Source organism: Paenarthrobacter sp. NPDC089714 (assembly GCF_044748905.1).
Classification (GTDB): Bacteria; Actinomycetota; Actinomycetes; order Actinomycetales; family Micrococcaceae; genus Arthrobacter.
The window spans coordinates 378,454-395,353 of sequence record NZ_JBIVGX010000004.1 but is presented as its reverse complement, the minus strand read 5'-3'; the positions used below and the strand labels follow the sequence as shown (position 1 = coordinate 395,353).

Annotated in this window: 16 protein-coding genes and 1 pseudogene; 7 read left to right on the top strand and 10 right to left on the bottom strand. The window is 64.0% G+C overall.

Going from position 1 to position 16,900, the window contains the following annotated elements; translation table 11 throughout:
• Positions 1-43: 43 nt before the first annotated feature.
• Both ACIPY3_RS10645 and ACIPY3_RS10640 read left to right on the top strand, forming a co-directional pair.
• A complete protein-coding gene (locus ACIPY3_RS10645) occupies positions 44-1,552 on the top strand; it encodes an amino acid permease (protein WP_400333616.1) in 1,509 nt (502 codons plus the stop codon).
• 190 nt (positions 1,553-1,742) lie between these two features.
• Positions 1,743-2,414: a FadR/GntR family transcriptional regulator gene (locus tag ACIPY3_RS10640; RefSeq protein WP_400333613.1), complete on the top strand. Its 672-nt coding sequence runs from the start codon at positions 1,743-1,745 to the stop codon at positions 2,412-2,414.
• On the opposite strand, the gene ACIPY3_RS10635 is transcribed toward ACIPY3_RS10640, so the two are convergent.
• Genes ACIPY3_RS10635 through ACIPY3_RS10615 form a run of 5 tightly spaced genes read right to left on the bottom strand, consistent with a single transcriptional unit; the run spans position 2,411 to position 7,108 of the window.
• Positions 2,411-3,271: an amidohydrolase family protein gene (locus ACIPY3_RS10635; RefSeq protein ID WP_400333610.1), complete on the bottom strand. Its 861-nt coding sequence runs from the start codon at positions 3,269-3,271 to the stop codon at positions 2,411-2,413. The genes ACIPY3_RS10640 and ACIPY3_RS10635 overlap by 4 nt on opposite strands.
• On the bottom strand, positions 3,264-4,217 hold the full coding sequence (locus ACIPY3_RS10630) for an aldo/keto reductase (protein ID WP_400333608.1): 954 nt from the start codon (positions 4,215-4,217) through the stop codon (positions 3,264-3,266). Before ACIPY3_RS10630 ends, ACIPY3_RS10635 begins: the two co-directional genes overlap by 8 nt.
• Positions 4,214-4,528 carry an L-rhamnose mutarotase gene (locus ACIPY3_RS10625; protein WP_400333605.1) on the bottom strand — a complete coding sequence of 105 codons (315 nt, stop codon included), beginning with the start codon at positions 4,526-4,528 and terminating at the stop codon, positions 4,214-4,216. Before ACIPY3_RS10625 ends, ACIPY3_RS10630 begins: the two co-directional genes overlap by 4 nt.
• On the bottom strand, positions 4,521-5,807 hold the full coding sequence (locus ACIPY3_RS10620) for an alpha-L-fucosidase (protein WP_400333602.1): 1,287 nt from the start codon (positions 5,805-5,807) through the stop codon (positions 4,521-4,523). The genes ACIPY3_RS10625 and ACIPY3_RS10620 overlap by 8 nt, the downstream gene beginning before the upstream one ends.
• Positions 5,804-7,108 carry an L-fuconate dehydratase gene (locus ACIPY3_RS10615; protein WP_400333600.1) on the bottom strand — a complete coding sequence of 435 codons (1,305 nt, stop codon included), beginning with the start codon at positions 7,106-7,108 and terminating at the stop codon, positions 5,804-5,806. The genes ACIPY3_RS10620 and ACIPY3_RS10615 overlap by 4 nt, the downstream gene beginning before the upstream one ends.
• A gap of 142 nt (positions 7,109-7,250) precedes the next feature.
• Between ACIPY3_RS10615 and ACIPY3_RS10610 the strand changes: the two genes are divergently transcribed.
• The 4 genes and pseudogenes from ACIPY3_RS10610 (at position 7,251) to ACIPY3_RS10595 (ending at position 11,689) form a co-directional block, all read left to right on the top strand.
• A complete protein-coding gene (locus tag ACIPY3_RS10610; protein ID WP_400333597.1) occupies positions 7,251-8,162 on the top strand; it encodes a fumarylacetoacetate hydrolase family protein in 912 nt (303 codons plus the stop codon).
• A gap of 3 nt (positions 8,163-8,165) precedes the next feature.
• The gene (locus tag ACIPY3_RS10605) at positions 8,166-8,927 is read left to right on the top strand and encodes an SDR family NAD(P)-dependent oxidoreductase (protein WP_400333595.1); all 762 of its coding nucleotides are present in this window, start codon (positions 8,166-8,168) and stop codon (positions 8,925-8,927) included.
• Positions 8,928-9,034: 107 nt separating this feature from the next.
• A pseudogene (locus ACIPY3_RS10600) lies at positions 9,035-10,327 on the top strand (ATP-binding protein).
• Positions 10,328-10,444: 117 nt separating this feature from the next.
• Complete coding sequence (locus ACIPY3_RS10595; protein ID WP_400333593.1) at positions 10,445-11,689, top strand: low temperature requirement protein A; 1,245 nt, start codon at positions 10,445-10,447, stop codon at positions 11,687-11,689.
• A gap of 4 nt (positions 11,690-11,693) precedes the next feature.
• Here the strand turns inward: ACIPY3_RS10595 and ACIPY3_RS10590 are convergent, their stop codons facing one another.
• The 3 genes from ACIPY3_RS10590 to ACIPY3_RS10580 form a co-directional block, all read right to left on the bottom strand.
• A complete protein-coding gene (locus ACIPY3_RS10590) occupies positions 11,694-12,488 on the bottom strand; it encodes a hypothetical protein (RefSeq protein ID WP_400333591.1) in 795 nt (264 codons plus the stop codon).
• Positions 12,485-13,051 (bottom strand): RNA polymerase sigma factor, encoded by a 567-nt coding sequence (locus ACIPY3_RS10585; RefSeq protein WP_400333588.1) that lies wholly within the window; start codon positions 13,049-13,051, stop codon positions 12,485-12,487. The genes ACIPY3_RS10590 and ACIPY3_RS10585 overlap by 4 nt, the downstream gene beginning before the upstream one ends.
• A gap of 112 nt (positions 13,052-13,163) precedes the next feature.
• A complete protein-coding gene (locus ACIPY3_RS10580; RefSeq protein ID WP_400333585.1) occupies positions 13,164-13,952 on the bottom strand; it encodes an SDR family NAD(P)-dependent oxidoreductase in 789 nt (262 codons plus the stop codon).
• 122 nt (positions 13,953-14,074) lie between these two features.
• Here ACIPY3_RS10580 and ACIPY3_RS10575 point away from each other — a divergent pair, with 122 nt between their 5' ends.
• Positions 14,075-14,701, top strand: a complete 627-nt coding sequence (locus ACIPY3_RS10575) for a TetR/AcrR family transcriptional regulator (RefSeq protein ID WP_400333583.1) — start codon at positions 14,075-14,077, stop codon at positions 14,699-14,701.
• Between the two features lie 18 nt (positions 14,702-14,719).
• On the opposite strand, the gene ACIPY3_RS10570 is transcribed toward ACIPY3_RS10575, so the two are convergent.
• The gene (locus ACIPY3_RS10570) at positions 14,720-15,850 is read right to left on the bottom strand and encodes a serine hydrolase domain-containing protein (protein ID WP_400333581.1); all 1,131 of its coding nucleotides are present in this window, start codon (positions 15,848-15,850) and stop codon (positions 14,720-14,722) included.
• A 9-nt stretch (positions 15,851-15,859) separates the two neighbouring features.
• Positions 15,860-16,762, bottom strand: coding sequence for a tRNA glutamyl-Q(34) synthetase GluQRS (gene gluQRS / locus ACIPY3_RS10565; RefSeq protein ID WP_400333579.1), 903 nt, complete (start codon positions 16,760-16,762; stop codon positions 15,860-15,862).
• Positions 16,763-16,900: the final 138 nt, after the last annotated feature.

Here is a 16,900-nt window from a genome sequence, read left to right as displayed (position 1 = left end):
GCGCGCCCATGAGACCCCCAACAGGACACCCGTAAGGATTCCCATGACCAACCCCATCACGGACCACACGGTCCCGGCCCAAGCGCATGCCAGCGAGAAAGCCCTCCACAAGGAGGACACGGGCTACCACAAGGACTTGAAGCCCCGGCAGATCCAGATGATCGCGATCGGCGGTGCCATCGGTACCGGCCTGTTCCTCGGCGCGGGCGGACGGCTCAATGCAGCCGGCCCCTCGCTGGTCATCGCTTATGCAGTCTGCGGTTTCTTCGCTTTCCTGATCCTCCGCGCCCTCGGCGAATTGGTGCTGCACCGCCCGTCGTCGGGCTCGTTCGTCTCCTACGCCCGTGAGTTCTTCGGCGAAAAGGCGGCGTTCGTTTCGGGTTGGTTCTACTGGATCAACTGGGCCACCACCACCATCGTGGACATCACGGCCGCAGCGCTGTACATGAACTTCTTCGGTAAGTACGTCCCTTGGATGGGGGCCGTTCCGCAGTGGGCGTGGGCCCTTATCGCCTTGGTGGTTGTGCTTAGCCTGAACCTCGTGTCGGTGAAGGTCTTCGGCGAGATGGAGTTCTGGTTCGCGCTGATCAAGGTGGCCGCGCTGGTGGCCTTCCTCCTGGTTGGCACCTACTTCGTCGTTTTCGGCACGCCCGTTGATGGCCAGACGGTCGGCTTCAGCCTCATCTCAGACAACGGCGGAATCTTCCCCAACGGCATCCTTCCAATGATCATCCTGATGCAGGGCGTGCTGTTCGCCTACGCCTCGATCGAACTCGTCGGCACCGCCGCCGGTGAGACCGCAAACCCGGAAAAGATCATGCCCAAGGCCATCAACTCCGTGGTCTTCCGTATCGCTGTCTTCTACGTCGGCTCCGTCATCCTGCTGGCTCTCCTCCTCCCCTACACCTCGTACGAGAAGGGTGTGAGCCCGTTCGTGACGTTCTTCGGCTCCATCGGTGTGCAGGGCGTTGACGTGATCATGAACCTCGTGGTTCTCACCGCTGCTCTGTCCTCGCTGAACGCAGGCCTGTACTCCACGGGCCGTATCCTGCGCTCGATGTCCGTCAACGGTTCGGCTCCCAAGTTCGCCCAGCGGATGAACAAGGCCGGCGTACCGTACGGCGGCATCGCGATCACAGCCGGTGTCTCCCTGCTCGGTGTCCCGCTGAACTACCTCGTCCCGGCCGATGCCTTTGAGATCGTGCTGAACGTCGCTTCCGTGGGCATCATCGTCACCTGGGCCACGATCGTCCTGTGCCAGATGCAGTTGAAGCGCTGGGCGGACAAGGGCTGGGTCAAACGCCCGTCGTTCCGGCTCTTCGGCGCTCCCTACACCGGCTGGCTATCACTGATCTTCCTGGCGGGAGTCCTGGTGATGGTCTTCATCGAGTCGCCACTCACCATGCTGGTCACCGCGGTTGCGTGCGGACTCATGGTCTGGGGATGGTTCCTGTGCCGTAAGCAGATCCACGAGCTTGCAGCCACGCGGGATGGCTACACGGGCAGCGCCCCCGTCATTGCCAACCGCCCGCTTCCCGGCGGCGATAAGTAACAAGACGTGCCCGACGGCGGCACCCGGGTTCCGTACCAACGGAACGTGGGTGCCGCCGTCGTTGGTTAACGAACCCAACTGAGTCGCAGAAGTGCGCGTTTTGAGCGCTCTAAACGCGCACAAATGCGACCCAGTTGGGTGAGAACGCGGCGAACGCAGACATCCGATCATTGCCGTCTACTATGGGTCCATGGCTGTCACAGATGAGGCGATCGGCAAGATCAAGGACATGCTGATCCGCGGGGAACTCAAGGCCGGCGACAGGCTTCCGCCGGAGAAGGAACTCAGCGAACGGCTGGGCTTGTCCCGCAGTTCGCTTCGGGAAGCCGTCAAGGCACTGGAACTCATCCGTGTGCTGGACGTGCGGCGCGGCGACGGCACTTACGTGACCAGCTTGGATGCAAAACTACTGAACGAAGCCGTTGCGTTCGTCGTGGACCTGCACCAGGACCGCTCCATCCTTGAGCTCTTCGAGGTCCGCCGGATCCTCGAACCCGCCACTGCGCACCTCGCCGCCGGCAAGATCACGCCGGAAGAGATCGACAAGCTCCGTGGCACCATGGCCGGCATTGACGAGAACACCCCAGTGGAGGAACTCGTTGCCCACGACTTGGAGTTCCACGGCATCATTACCGAAGCGGCCGGGAACGATTATCTCGGCAGCCTCTTGGAAGCCCTGTCCAGCAGCACGGTCCGCGCCCGGATTTGGCGTGGTCTCACGCAGGAAAAAGCCGTGGCGCATACTTTGGCAGAGCACCGGGCCATCGCGGACGCCTTGGAACGCGGGGACGCCGAACTCGTCAAAGCGCTTGTCACCGTGCATATCAGCGGCGTGGAGAACTGGCTGCGGCAGGCCCTTTAGCCTGCGCCGGCGTCCAGACCGTAGGCGCGGATCGCCGTCCCCTCAAGTATTGCTGTTTGCTCCGCCGGGCTCAGGGTTGAGACAAGCTCCAGGAGCACCTCGAGCGTCCGGCCATACGGTGCCCCCAATGTACTCACCGGCCAATCACTGCCGATCATCAGGCGGTCGGCGCCGAAGCACTCCAGCGCAAACCCGAAGAGCCAACGCAACGAATCCGCCGAGTACTCAACGCCGGGCAAGTGCAACCCTGACAGCTTGGCCACGGCATTTCCCGTGCTTCCCAGGGCACTGAACTCCGTCCGCCACAGCTCCATGCCGTCGGGGTCACCGAGAGGTGGTTTCCCCAAGTGATCCAGGACCACGGTCAGCCCGGGCAACTCCTGTGCCAGCCTGACGGTTGCTCCGAGATGACGGGGGAAAGCGTCGGGAACGTCAAAGGCAAGCCCTCGCCCAGCCACCAAACCAAGGGATTCGCGGACGGGTGGCAGATCCAGGAAATCGTCACGCGGATCATCGTGCACCAGATGCCGCACTCCCCTGAACACGGGATTCGCTGCAAAACGGTCCAGTTGGTTAGCTGCCTCGCCGGGTGAATCCAGCCGGATCCAGCCCACCACGCCCAAAACCCACGGCTGCCGCCCTGCGACGGCCAACATGCTCTCTGTGTCAGCCACCGTGTCATCGGCCTGCACCAACACCGCGCCCCGCATACCTGCAGCAGCAAGGACCTCGCCGGCCTCGTCCTCGTCGAAACTGCGGAACAACGCACCGTGCTGCGGCCCGAGCCACGAGTAGGGCCGGACCCCTCCGGTGACGAAAGTGTCAAGGCTCCACAAGTGCAGATGCGCATCAATCACGCGGCACGGCCTCCAACGCTGCCCACAGCTCCTCGGGTACGGATTCCTCCATGCGGACGGCGTTCTCGACCACGTGCTCCGGAGCGCTGGCCCCCACTGTCACATTGACGACGGCCGGATGCCGCAACGGAAACTGGAGTGCCGCCGTCGGAAGTTCGACGCCGAAATCCCGGCAGACAGCCGCGAGCGCCCGGGCACGATCCACCAAGGCGCGCGGCGCTTGATCGTAGTTGTAGTGGGCGTTGTCGGGCACTTCGGGGCGGGCCAGCAGCCCGGAGTTGAAGACGCCGACGTTCACGACGCCGGTGCGGCGCTCCTTGCAGCGGTCGAGCAGCGGGACGCTGGGCTGCTCAAGCAGCGTGTAGCGTCCAGCGAGCATCACGAGGTCAAGGTCCGCGGCTTCGACGCATTCGAGGGCGGCTTCGGCGGAATTGAGCCCAACGCCGATCGCTTTGACCACGCCCTCGGAACGCAGTTTTTCCAACACCGGAAGGCCCTGGGAGATCCCCAACTGCAGGTCATGAACGTCGGCGTCGTGGAGGTAGGCGATGTCCACGTGGTCCAGGCCCAGCCGCTCCAGTGAATCGTCGAGGCTGCGGCGGATGCCGGATTCGGAGAAGTCCCACACACGCCTCTTGTCCGCGGGGACGTCAAAGCCCTCTGGGTCGGAACCGCCACCGGACGAGGGCTCCAGAAGACGGCCCACCTTGGTGGAGACAACAAACTCGTCCCGGTGCTTATCCCGAAGGACTGCGCCCAACCGCTGTTCGGACAGGCCAAGACCATAGTGCGGGGCGGTGTCGAAGTACCGGATACCGGCGTCCCACGCTGCGAGCACGGTGGCAAGCGCTTCACCGTCAGGGATGGCACGGTAGAGGTTCCCGATCCCGGCCCCACCAAAGCCGAGTCTCCCGAGCTTGGGGATTTCAGCGGATTGAGTGTTCATGGCAATTCCCATACCTTCTGGATACCCGAATCGTCACCGGAGTAATCGTCCTGGACCTCAAGAAGTTCAGCCATCCGGGCTTGCCAGGGCACATTGGCGGGGTGGTCGGCGAGCGCGCGGCGCATTGCCTGATAATCGTCCACGTCCACCACATGGAAGAGGTCCTGGCCGCTGCGCCAAATCCGCCAGTTTCGGACACCCGCGTCCTTGAGCGCCTGAACCAAGGAGGGCGGGATGTTCGCGTGCGCGTCAGCGTACTCGGCTTCGGCCCCCGGCTTCAGACGGGTGTGGAGTGCGATCGACTCACCCATCGACGGTCTCCGGTGCAAGGAACAGCTCCAGCACGGGCACTGCCACATCGGGCCGTTGCACGGGGAGCTTGATGGTCAGGGTCCCCGCGGGCTGGCCACCGGGTGTCATGTTCATGGCTTGCTGTTCGGGATCGACCTCGCGAAGGAAGACCTCCGAAGCGTCGTTGAGGAGTTGGGCGTACTCCACTTTTCCGGCCAAACCGGGGAGGTGGACGTATTCGAAAGGCCACGCGAAGAGGTGAACATAGAGCCTGTCTCCGCGCTGCGTGTAGCGGGCATCCGGCGGCGCGGTCCAAGCAGAGGGACCGGCCCCGTAAATGGCGCGGGAATGCAGCTTCATCCATTCGCCGATCCCTTCCAAGGATGCCAAGGCCCTTGGGTCTAGATTCCCTCTGCCTGTGGGGCCGACATTGAGCAGCAGGTTGCCACCCTTGGATACCCCGTCCACGAGCATGCGGATGAGCAGGTCAACAGACTTGTAGTCCAGGTTGTCCCTGTCGTAGCCCCAACTGCCGTTCAACGTCTGGCAAGCCTCCCAGGTGACCGGGACGCCGTCGAGCATCATCGGCGCGGCCGGCTGGTACTGCTCGGGCGTGACGAAGTCTCCCGGAATGTCCAGCCTGTCATTGACGATGATCCCGGGCTGCAGTTCCCGAACCATGGCGAGCAAGGCTTCGGAGTCCCAGTCCTTGCTGCCTTTGCCGCCCCAAAAGTCAGGATGGCCGGCGTAGGAGAAGTCGAAGAACAGGTAGTCGATGGTGCCGTAGTTGCTGAGGAGCTCACGCACCTGGCCGTGCAGGTACTCGCGGTAGCGGGCCATGTCGCGTCCGCTGTTGAGATGTTCGACGTCGGCAGCGTTGCGTTGGGGGTGCACGCCGTCGATGGTGAAATCCGGATGGTGCCAATCGATGAGCGAATGGTAGAAGCCCACTTTGAGCCCCTCCGCCCGGAGCGCCTCGACGTAAGGCTGTATGAGGTCCCTGCCTGCGGGTGTGTTCGTGGCTTTGTAGTCCGTCAGCGCGGAGTCCCAGAGGCAGAAGCCGTCGTGGTGCTTGGTGGTCAGGACAACGTACTTCATCCCGGCCTTGCGTGCGGCACGGGCCCACTCGCGTGGATCGTAGAGGTCAGGATCAAAGCGCCGGAAATACTGTTCGTAGGCTTCGACGCCGAACTCTTCCCGGTTCATGACCCACTCGTGCCGGGCCGGGAGCGCGTACAGCCCCCAGTGCACGAACATGCCAAACCGGGCTTCTTCGAACCATGGTGCGTGCTTGATCAATGCTTGTCCTTCCAGACCGGGCCGTCGGGGAAGCTGTATTGGGCCAGTGTTTCACGGAGCATCTCATTCCCGGCGCCGGGCTTGGCGGGCGGCCAGTAGGCTCCGGCGTGGACGTCGACGGGGTCTACGAAGTGTTCGTGCAGGTGGTCCACGAACTCGATCATCCGGTCTTCCTTGGTCCCGGAAACCGCCACGTAGTCGAACATGGACAGGTGCTGCACGGCCTCGCACAAGCCCACTCCGCCGGCATGTGGACACACCCGCACGCCGAACTTAGCCGCGAGCAGCAGGATGGCGATGTTCTCATTGACTCCGGCCACTCGCGCGGCGTCGATCTGCAACACTTCCAGGGCCTGGGCCTGCAGCAACTGCTTGAACACCACCCGGTTCTGGACGTGCTCCCCTGTGGCCACGGGAATCGGAGCCACGCCGCGGGCAATGGCCGCGGCGCCCAGGATGTCGTCCGGGCTGGTGGGTTCCTCGATCCACGCGATGTCGTAAGGCGCCAAGTGTGCCATCCAGTCGATGGCGTCCTGCACATCCCATCGCTGGTTGGCGTCCACAGCAATCCGGATGTCCGGACCCACGGCGGCCCTGGCAGCCCGGACACGCCGGACGTCGTCTTCCAGTGACGCCCCGACTTTGAGCTTGATCTGCTTGAATCCGTCGGCCACGGCTTCCTTGGCCAATCGCGAGAGTTTCTCGTCGCTGTATCCCAGCCAGCCCGGCGTCGTGGTGTACGCGGGGTAGCCCTCAGCGAGCAGTCGCGAGCGGCGCGCATCCCGTCCCGGCTCGGCGGCCCGGAGGATGTCGAGGGCTTCTTCCGGGGTCAAAGCGTCCGTCAGATAACGGAAGTCCACCAGGGCAACGAGCTCCTCCGGGCTCATCCTCGAAAGCAGCTCCCATAGCGGTAACCCGGCACGTTTGGCCTTCAAGTCCCACAGGGCATTGACCACCGCACCGATCGCCATATGCATGACACCCTTCTCGGGTCCAAGCCAACGGAGTTGGGAGTCGTGGGCCAAGAGTTTCCAGGTGGCGCCCATGTCAGCAAGGAGTTCCTCGACGTTGCGGCCCCGGACGTGATCCCTCAGCGCGTCGATCGCAGCCTGTTCCACCTCATTGCCGCGACCGATCGTGAACACGAAACCGTGACCCTCATGCCCGTCTCCCGCGTCAGTGTGAAGAATCAGGTAAGCGGCCGAGTAGTCCGGGTCCGGGTTCATGGCGTCCGAGCCGTCGAGTTCCAGAGATGTAGGGAAACGGATATCGAAAGTATCCAGTGCGGTGACGATGCTCATGCGGCTCCTGGCTGCGCGATAGAGGAATTGTCACGAGCCTAAACATCCGATGTCTTAGTTGTCAACGGGTCACATTTCCGTATTATGGACGAAAACAGCACACTAGAGCTCGGATGTTAGTCCCGAACGCACGGAGGAAGCCATGACCTTGAAATTCGCCAGGCTGGGTACGGCCGGAAACGAACAACCGGCCGTCATCGCCCAGGACGCCCGCGGCACGGAGAAGTACTTCAGCCTCTTGTCACTGACCAACGACATCGACGGCCGCTTCCTCGCCGCCGATGGCATCGAACGGGCCCGCAAAGCGCTGGAATCCGGGGAACTGGAAGAAATCTCCGCCGAAGGGCTGCGCATCGGAGCGCCTGTTTCGCGGCCGGGATCCGTCATCGCCATTGGCCTCAACTACACCGCCCACGCTGCCGAATCAGGCGCCACCCCGCCCGAGGTTCCAGTGGTGTTCCTCAAGCCGAGCAACACCATCAGTGGCCCGTTTGACGCGGCTCCCATCCCGCCGTCGTCGGAAAAGTACGACTGGGAAGTGGAACTGGCCATCGTGATCGGCAAGGAAGCGTCCTACCTTTCGTCCATATCCGAGGCCGGCGAATGCATTGCCGGGTACGCCGTGGCCAACGACCTTTCTGAACGGGATTACCAGATTCCCGGCGCTGCAGGGCAGTGGACCAAGGGCAAGTCCCTTCCCGGCTCGACCCCACTGGGCCCCTGGCTGGTACCGGCCGCCGACGTCGACCCCGGCAACCTGCGTCTGCGGACCCTGGTCAACGGTGAAATCCGCCAGGACTCCAACACCTCGGACATGATCTTCGATGCCGCCACGATCGTCCACCACCTCAGCCAGTACATGGTGCTGGAACCGGGCGATGTGATCATCACAGGAACCCCCGAGGGCGTCGCATTGTCCGGACGATTCCCGTTCATCAAGCCCGGCGACGTGATCGAACTGGAAATCGATGGCCTGGGACGCCAGCGGCAGGAGTACTACCGAGCCGTGGCAGGTGCGGCACAGCCCGTTTCCTTCGTGAGCTCCAACGCCTAGGCCGTGGCAACCACTGTGGGCAACGACTTTGAAGGCCTCGCGGCACTCGTGACCGGAGGCGCTTCGGGCATCGGGGCGGCCATCGCGGACCGCCTCGCCGCCGGGGGCGCCCAGGTGGCCGTCCTGGACCTGAACCCGGAAGCCAGCCCGCACTTCGGCGTGGAATGCAACGTGGCCGACGACGCCTCGGTGCGTTCCGCCGTCGAACGTGTAGCCCAGCAGTTCGGTCGGCTGGACGTCGTGATCAACAACGCCGGGATTGGCGCCCAAGGCGACATCGCCACGAACGACGACGACGAGTGGCTCCGGGTGCTCAACATCAACGTCGTCGGCATCGCGCGTGTCAGCCGGGCCGCCCTGCCGTACTTGCGCGAGTCGCCGGCCGCCACGATCGTGAATACCTGCTCGATCGCGGCGACGGCGGGGCTCCCGCAGCGTGCGCTGTACTCGGCGTCGAAGGGTGCGGTCCTTTCCCTCACACTCGCCATGGCGGCCGACCACGTGCGTGAAGGGATCCGCGTCAACTGCGTGAACCCGGGCACGGTAGACACGCCGTGGGTTGGACGGTTGCTGGATGCCGCTGCGGATCCTGCTGCCGAACGTGCAGCACTGAACGCACGCCAACCTCACGGGCGGATGGTGGATCCCGCCGAGGTGGCCGGGGCCGTGGCCTACCTCGCGAGTCCGCTTTCAGGTTCGACGTCGGGAACTTCGCTGGCGGTCGACGGCGGCATGCAGGGTTTGCGGCTGCGTCCGGTCCAGTAGTGTCCGCGTAACGCAACGGTCCCGCAACCTCCTGTTGGCGCGGTTCGCCTATGCTCAACTCCAAGGCATCAACGGCGATCCACTTTGACCATTCAGGAGACATGGCCATGACCAACTGGCGTATCAGGGACTTCCACTCATCCGATCTGGACGGCATCCTGCATCTGTGGGAGTCGTTGAAGGCCGATGGCGTGGAGCCGGTGTACGCGTTGTCCGAGGTCCTGGCATCATGCGAAAAGGACCACGCAGTCGTGGCCGTGCAGGGCGACCAAGTGGTGGGCGCCGCCGTCGGACGTGCTGCGCACGACCAGGGCTGGGTGGTTTTCCTCGCGACGCTGACCGAGTTCCGCGGCCGTGGGATCGGCACCTCGCTGCTGTCCGCCGTCGAAAACCGCATGGCCCCGCACGGCCTGAACAAGCTCTCCGCGCTCATGCCGGAAACCGAAACCCGGGTGGAGGCCTTCCTTGGCCGCGGCTTCGTGGTGAAGAAGAATTTGCGCTACTTCGAACGGACCATCCCCGTTCAACGGCAGGAATTGGAACCGCTCAGTTTGCTCGGCGGTCGGATCCTGGCCCGCGATCTGTGGGAGAACGTCGCGGGCATGAAGCGGGAGAAGGAACTCCTGGAACGCAGGCTGGTGCTGCCCTTGGCCGAGGCCGATCTCGCCGATGAATACGGCGTAGTCCCGCCGCGGGCCGTGGTCCTGTTCGGCCCTCCCGGCACGGGCAAGACCACGTTCGCCAAGGCCATCGCGTCCCGGCTGGAGTGGCCGTTCGTGGAAGTCTTCCCCTCGCGTTTGGCGTCCGACCCCAAGGGCCTCGCCGGAGCACTCCGGGAGACGTTCCTGGAAATCGCCGAGCTGGAACACGCGGTGGTGTTCATCGACGAGGTGGAAGAGATCGCCTCCCAACGTGCCGGCGACCCACCCTCTCCCCTGCAGGGCGTCACCAACGAACTGCTCAAGATCATCCCGGCCTTCCGTGAGCAGCCCGGCCGTTTGCTGGTGTGTGCCACCAACTTCATCCGCGCCCTGGACACGGCGTTCCTGCGCCACGGCCGGTTCGATTACGTCATCCCCATCGGCCTGCCGGACATCCACGCCCGCGAAGCCATGTGGTAGCGCTTCATCCCGGCAACGGTGGTGGATTCTGTGGACGTCTCACTCTTGGTGGACCGGACCGAAGGCTTCTCGCCCGCTGACATCGAGTTCGCCGCACGCAGCGCCTCCCAGCGCGCCCTCGAAAAAGCCGTGTACGACGACGGTGCTGCCGCCGCCAACGGCCGGAAGGGACCGGTCACGCAGGACTACCTCGACGCGATCGCGGACACCCGCACCACCGTCAGCGACGAGGTCTACCAGGAGTTCCTCGAAGACATCGACGTCCTGGGCCGGGTGTAGGCAGGAGCTCCGGCGGGTTCGCGGGAAGCCTGCTTGTTCCTCCGGAAGTTTCCGGGGGTTTCGACGCATTTCCGCGACCCCGGCGCCAGCCACTTCTGCGGCGGTAACCTTTGAGCTATGTCCACGAATCCCCTTCGCCATGCCCTGGCACGTATGGGCGGACGCGATCCGCATGAAAAGCACCGCACCGCCACGCCCCTGGAGCTGTTCTTCGACCTGACCTTCGTCATCGCCTTCAGCGTGGCGGCGGGCCAGTTGGCGCACAACGTGGCCGATGCCCACTTCGGCGCCGGCCTGCTCGGATTTTGCTATGCCATGTTCGCGGTGATCTGGGCATGGGTGAACTTCACCTGGTTCGCGAGTGCCTACGACACCGATGACTGGGTGTTCCGCGTAGTCACCATGGTCCAGATGATCGGCGTACTGATCCTCGCGATGGGCATCGAGCCGATGTTCCATTCGCTGCTCGAGGGCGACCACGTGAACAACGTGGCCATCCTCATCGGCTACATCGTGATGCGCTTGGCCCTGGTGTTTCAGTGGTTGCGGGCAGCCAAACAGGACCCGGAACGCCGCGAGACGTGCCTCCGCTACGCCAAGTACCTGGCCCTGGTGCAGCTTGGCTGGGTGGCCGCGTTGGTCATCGAGACAGACGTCCTCACCACCTTCCTCCTTGCCGCACCGCTGTTCATCCTGGAAATGTCCGTCCCCGGGCTCGCAGAACGGAAGATGCGTACCCCGTGGCACGCCCACCACATTGCCGAGCGCTACGGCTTGTTGGCGATCATTGCCTTGGGCGAATGCCTGATTGGTGCCATTGAGACCCTCCGAGCGATCGTTGCCTTGCACGGTTGGTCCCTGGAGGCAGCCGTGGTGGGGGTCGGTGGAACGGGGCTGGCCTTCGGGATGTGGTGGATCTACTTCATCCTTCCCTCCGGCAAGTCACTCCACCTCCAGCGCCACCGCTCGTTCCTCTTCGGCTATGGCCACATGATCGTCTTCGCATCCATTGCCGCAACCGGCGCAGGGCTCCACGTCGCGGCCTACTTCATCGACCACGAAGCCCATATCAGCGCGGCGGCCGCCGTAGCCTGGATCGCAGTTCCCGTGGCAATCTTCAAGGTCTCGCTGACCACTCTCTATACCGCCATGCTGGGCGTGGACAAGCACGTACTGTGGAGCACTGCCATGGTGGTAGCCGTCCTTGCCGGAAGCATCGCACTGGCCGCAGCCGGAGCCTCGGTACCCGTGTGCATGCTGGTCATGGTCGCAGCCCTTGGCATCTCCATCACCCTCGACGAACGCTTGGGCCACAAGGGCCGCGCAGCAGCACTCCGACGCCTGGAGGCGGCAGCGGGCTGACCGCTCATTCCTCGAAGGAAAGCGTCCGCACCCCTGTAGTGCCGTCGTCGTACGTCACCATAACGTCCATGCCCGCAGACGAGGCGTCCCGGAGTTCCTCCCCAGGCAACCACAACGCGAAACGCCCCAGGGACACGGTGGCAGCCACCTCACCTTGGGTTTTGCTCTGGTAGGTCATTGCGACGACGGCGGAACCCGCCTCGCCTGCCGCAAGGGAAATATCTCCTGCGCCCATGGTTCCCGTGCCCAATGCCATGGAGCGCAGGTCCCGGGGCCCGAGAGGAGCGGTGTTTGCCGGACCGCCAATGGAGCCTATCCGTGACTTGCCAAAGAGGTGGAAGGAATCGTCGGTGATGCAGAGGGCTGAGAATCCGCCCTGTCCCGCAAGAACAACGGTTGTCCAGGCTCCCCGGCGTTCGGAAATGGCTACCTTGGCCATCGCGAGGTGATCCCTGTACATCCCTCCGCCTACGTCCTTGTTGGACGCCCTGCACTCCTCGGCCACGTCATGACGTTCCTTGGCACTCATGCCGGAGGGCACGGCCGTCCAGGTCGCGAACGCTTGGTCCCCTCCCGTCAGGCCCGGAAGAACCAGCAGACCGGCCGTCACCGCAGCCACGGCTCCGCCCAGCACGGCCAGGCGCCGGTACGTCCTTTTCTTCGGACTGGAGTGGGCTTTCGAGGGATCCGTTGAAAGGATGCGCACCAGATCCGACCGGGACCGGTGAGCATCGATTCGACTTGCCTTCGCGGGGTCCAGGGATTGCAGCAAAGTGTCGGTGTCTGGACGCGGGCTCATGGCGTTTTTGTCCTCATCAGCTCGGAAGTGAATTCCGCGGGAACCGCGGGCGGGTGGTCCATCAACAATCGAAGTGCCCGGCGTGCCCGGCCCAGCCTCAGCCGAAAGGCCACGGGGGATATACCCAGGACCACTCCGGCCTGTGTTGCATTGAGTTCTTCGAAGACGGCAAGACCCAGGGCTTCCTGGTGCACGGCCGACAACACGTTCCATGCCCGGCCCAAGTCAACCCTGTCCACAATCACGTCCATGCTTTCGCCCGGAGATTGCACGGCAGCCGCCACTGCCAAGCGGACTCCAAGGGCTTGGCGGCGCTGGTCTCCGCGCAGCGTATTGAGCAGGATGTTGCGGGCCACTCCAAAAGTCCATGCCCTCGCGTCACCATGCCCAGCGGGTACGTCCTGAAACCTCCGCCAGACTGCCAGGAACGTCTCGGCAACAGCGTCGTCAGCGTGGTCCGGGTGGGCCCTGCGCTGGACAAACTTGTGCAGGTCCTCATACAGGGACTCATAGAGCAGGCGAAAGCTGCTCTCTTGGTCCGACGACTTCGACGTGTGGCTCATACCTTGTACATGTCCCCCATGCGTTCAAGTGTGTCGCATGGGTTTTGAATTGTGTGGCCCGCTCTACGTGCCTCAAGGCCGTTGCGGAGCGCAAAGCGGCCCCGCAACGCTGTCAGTCCTGCACTGCGCGGGCGGCGATGGCAACCGTGAGCGCGCGCGGCAAACGCTGGGCGAATCCAGCGGCCACGCGGTTGGCCCAGCCGGACACCACACTGGCCGGAGTCGCTTTGCCACCAAGTGCCTTGAGCGCGGTCTCAACCACTTGTTCGGACGTCTGCATGACGCCAACAGCTGCGGACTCACTGCCCAGGACCTCAAAGAACTCCGTCCGGGTGGCTCCGGGGCACAGCGCCAGAACACGCAGGTCCGCGTCCTTGGTCTCGTGGGCTACGGCCTCCGTGAAACTCAGGACAAACGCCTTGGTGGCGCCGTAAACGGCCATGCCCGGAATTGGTTGGAAAGCCGCCGTGCTGGCAACATTCACCAGCGCCCCCTTGCCGGACGCCAGCAGTCCGGGGAGGAAGGCGCGCGTGATGTCCACCAAGGCGGACACGTTGAGGGCGATCTCCGAGGCGATGAGGTCAGCGTCCTCTTCCACGAACGGTCCCCGCGTTCCAAAGCCTGCATTGTTGACCAGCGTGTCCACTGCGATCCCGCGGCCGGAAAGTTCGTCCTTCAAGACGCGGCCCGCGCCGGGTCGGCCCAGGTCCAGGGGAAGGACGGTGATGGTCACGCCGTGCTTGGCGCGAAGATCCCGGGCCAGCTCCTCCAAGCGGTCGGCCCGGCGCGCCACGAGAACCAGGTTGGCGCCGCGGGCAGCGAACCGGGAGGCAAACTCGGCTCCGAGGCCAGAGCTTGCGCCGGTGATCAGTGCGGTGGTGCCGGAGTATGTCATGGTCATGGCAGATTCCATCCTTGTGAATTTGGGTTGAGACCACTTGGTCGATCAGAAGTAGCCAATGCCAACATCGTAGGCACTGCCTACATTGTTGTCAATGACTACTTAACGGCTAAACTGATGACATGACGGACCAGCCTTACCACCACGGCAAACTACGCGAAGCACTCCTGGAACGCGCCATGGAGACCTTGGAGACCTCCGGGGTTGAGGGGCTCTCACTCCGGCAGTTGGCCCGTGACCTGAATGTCAGTCATGCCGCCCCCGCCAAACACTTCCGGGACAAGCGGGCTTTGATCGATGCCCTGGCAATGGCAGGATTCGGCATCATGAACGGCCACATCCTTGAGGCCTCCCAGCCCGGCCGGGACCTGCAGGGCCGCTTTGTCAGCGTCGCGAAAGCCTATGTCGATTTCGCACTGACCCGCCCCGCCCTGTTGTCCGTCATGTACTCAACCAAGCACCAATCCGACTCCACCGATGAACTCCGCAGCATTGGGGAGCAGGGGATGCTGGTGGCCCTGGCACTCATTCAGGAGGGCCAGGATTCCGGAGCACTGGCAGAAGGCGACCCCGGAACCCTCGCCATGGTCTGCTTCTCCGGCCTCCACGGCACAGCCATGCTGGCAGCAGGCAAACATCTGGAGGGCAGCAGTACCGAGGCAATCGTCAAAGCTGTGACGGATACGCTCTGGGCAGGGATGGCCGCCGGAGTGCCCGCAGCCCAGGCTGCCGGACAGACCGTGGGCTAGACACCGCGTCGCGGGGGACTATAGCGCCGCGATGGCCTGCCGCACGGCTGAGCTGAGCTGGAGGTTCCGGCAACCGGCTCCCCCGGACTCGGCTTGCTGAGGAACGTAACCGAAGCCCAACTCGTAAGCCGGGTCCGCGTAGCCCAGGGAGGCACTCGCGCCATCGTGTCCGAAGGCCCGGTAGCTGCCAAAAGGCATCCGGCTGTGCGACTTCATGAAAGCCGTGGCAAAGCAGCCGGTTTCGCCGAACACGCGATCGATGCCAAAGACCTGTTCGGCTGAGACAACGCGGACGGTCTCTTCCGTCAACAAAGGCGCGACGGCGGCCGGCCCGCCTTCCGCTGAAGTGCCGGCCAACCCTGTCAAGGCGAGCGCATAGATCCGTGCCATCCCGTCGGCACTGGAAACTCCTGCCGCCGAACACAAGCCTGCGGCCCGGACCTCCGGAATATTGGGCAGGTCGAGGATGTCGCCCACGGTTGCGTTCGTTGTCAGGCCGAAATGGCTGGCCGGGTCCACCCATGGCCACGAGGGATCGGCAGCCCACCGGAACGGCGCAAACCTGCTCTCTTCGTCGGCCGGCAAACCGAGGTAGAAATGTGCGCCAGCCACGGACCTGATCCGTTGTTCGAATACCTGCTGGAGCGTCGAGCCCGTGATGCGGCGGCACAGCTCCTCCATGAAGATGCCAATGGTCAGCGCGTGGTAGCCGAAGGCGGCCCCTGGTTTCCAAAGCGGGGGAAGCTTCGCGAGCTTGGCGGCGGCCAACTCCGAGTTATTCACTTCCTCGAGGGTCAGCCCACCGTCGACGCCCAACAGTCCCGCTTGGTGTGACAGCAGTTGCGCCACGGAAATGGACGCTTTGCCTTCGACTCCGAACTCAGGCCAGTACTTGACCACCTCCGCGTCGAGATCCAGGACACCGTCTTGAACCAGCAAGGCGATGACCAGACCGGCCATCCCTTTCGAGCAGGAGAAGACGCCCGTCACCGAATCGGCGCGGATATGCGGACCACCGCTCAGGTCCAGGACTTTGACGCCGCGATGGTAGGCCGCAACTTGCGCAGAGTACTCAGGGTCTTGTTCAAGAAAGCTCTCGAAGAGTGCTGCGACGGATTCGAAACCTGGGGCGATCACCGATGAATGCATCCAGCCAGCCTAGCCGGATGCTGTCCCCGCCTTGGGAGTTATCCACACCCAGGGATCCCGCGGGAGCCCTTCAGGATGGAAGGCCGCCAGGGCTGTTTCCAGGCTCCCCTCGGGCAATCCCAGCGACCGGAGAATGATGTCCCGCACGGTGCCAGCGGCAATTCCGACGGCGGCAAGGTCGCCCAGCGTCACGGCGCCATCGCGCTTTGCCAGCCGCGCGCCGTCGTGATTAACCACCAACGGAACGTGCGCATATTCCGGGACCGGCAAGCCCAACAGCGTCGCCAGGTACGCCTGCCGGGGGGTTGAGGGCAGGAGGTCGTCGCCGCGCACCACCTGGTCGATGCCCTGGGCAGCATCGTCCACCACCACGGCGAGGTTGTACGCGGTGACGCCGTCGTTCCTGCGCAGCACAAAGTCGTCCACCACGCCTGTATAGTTCCCCTGCAACTGGTCCTCCACAGCCCACTCACTGACGTCGGCGCGTAACCGGATGGATGCCGGCCGGGACGCCCGGCGGATCTCCCGTTCCGCCTCGGACAAACGCCGGCACGTCCCTGGATAGGCGCCCTGCGGTGCGTGCGGAGCGGAAGGCGCGTCCTGGATCTCGCGACGCGTACAGAAACACTCGTAGGTGCGGCCTTCCGCGGTGAGGCTATCGATCGCTGCCGCATAAAGCCGGGTCCGCTCCGTCTGGCGAACGACGGCGGCATCCCACGTCACGCCCACAGCGTGCAGATCGCGGAGCTGCTCCGCCTCCGCGCCGGACCGTGCGCGGTCCAGGTCCTCGACGCGAAGCAGGAAGTTCCTCCCGGTGGACCTGGCGAAGAGCCAGGCGAGGATGGCTGTCCGCAGGTTGCCTACGTGGAGTTCGCCCGACGGGCTGGGGGCAAAGCGTCCTGCGGAAGTCATGGCCCAAGCCTATGCGGCCGCCCACGTGACGAGGGAACACAAGAGCCCCTCAGCTACCGCAACGATCCGGTGGCTCAGGGGCTCTTACTGTGCTGCCCGCGGGGCGGGCGAGTGCGGAATGACAATGCGTGAACAAGA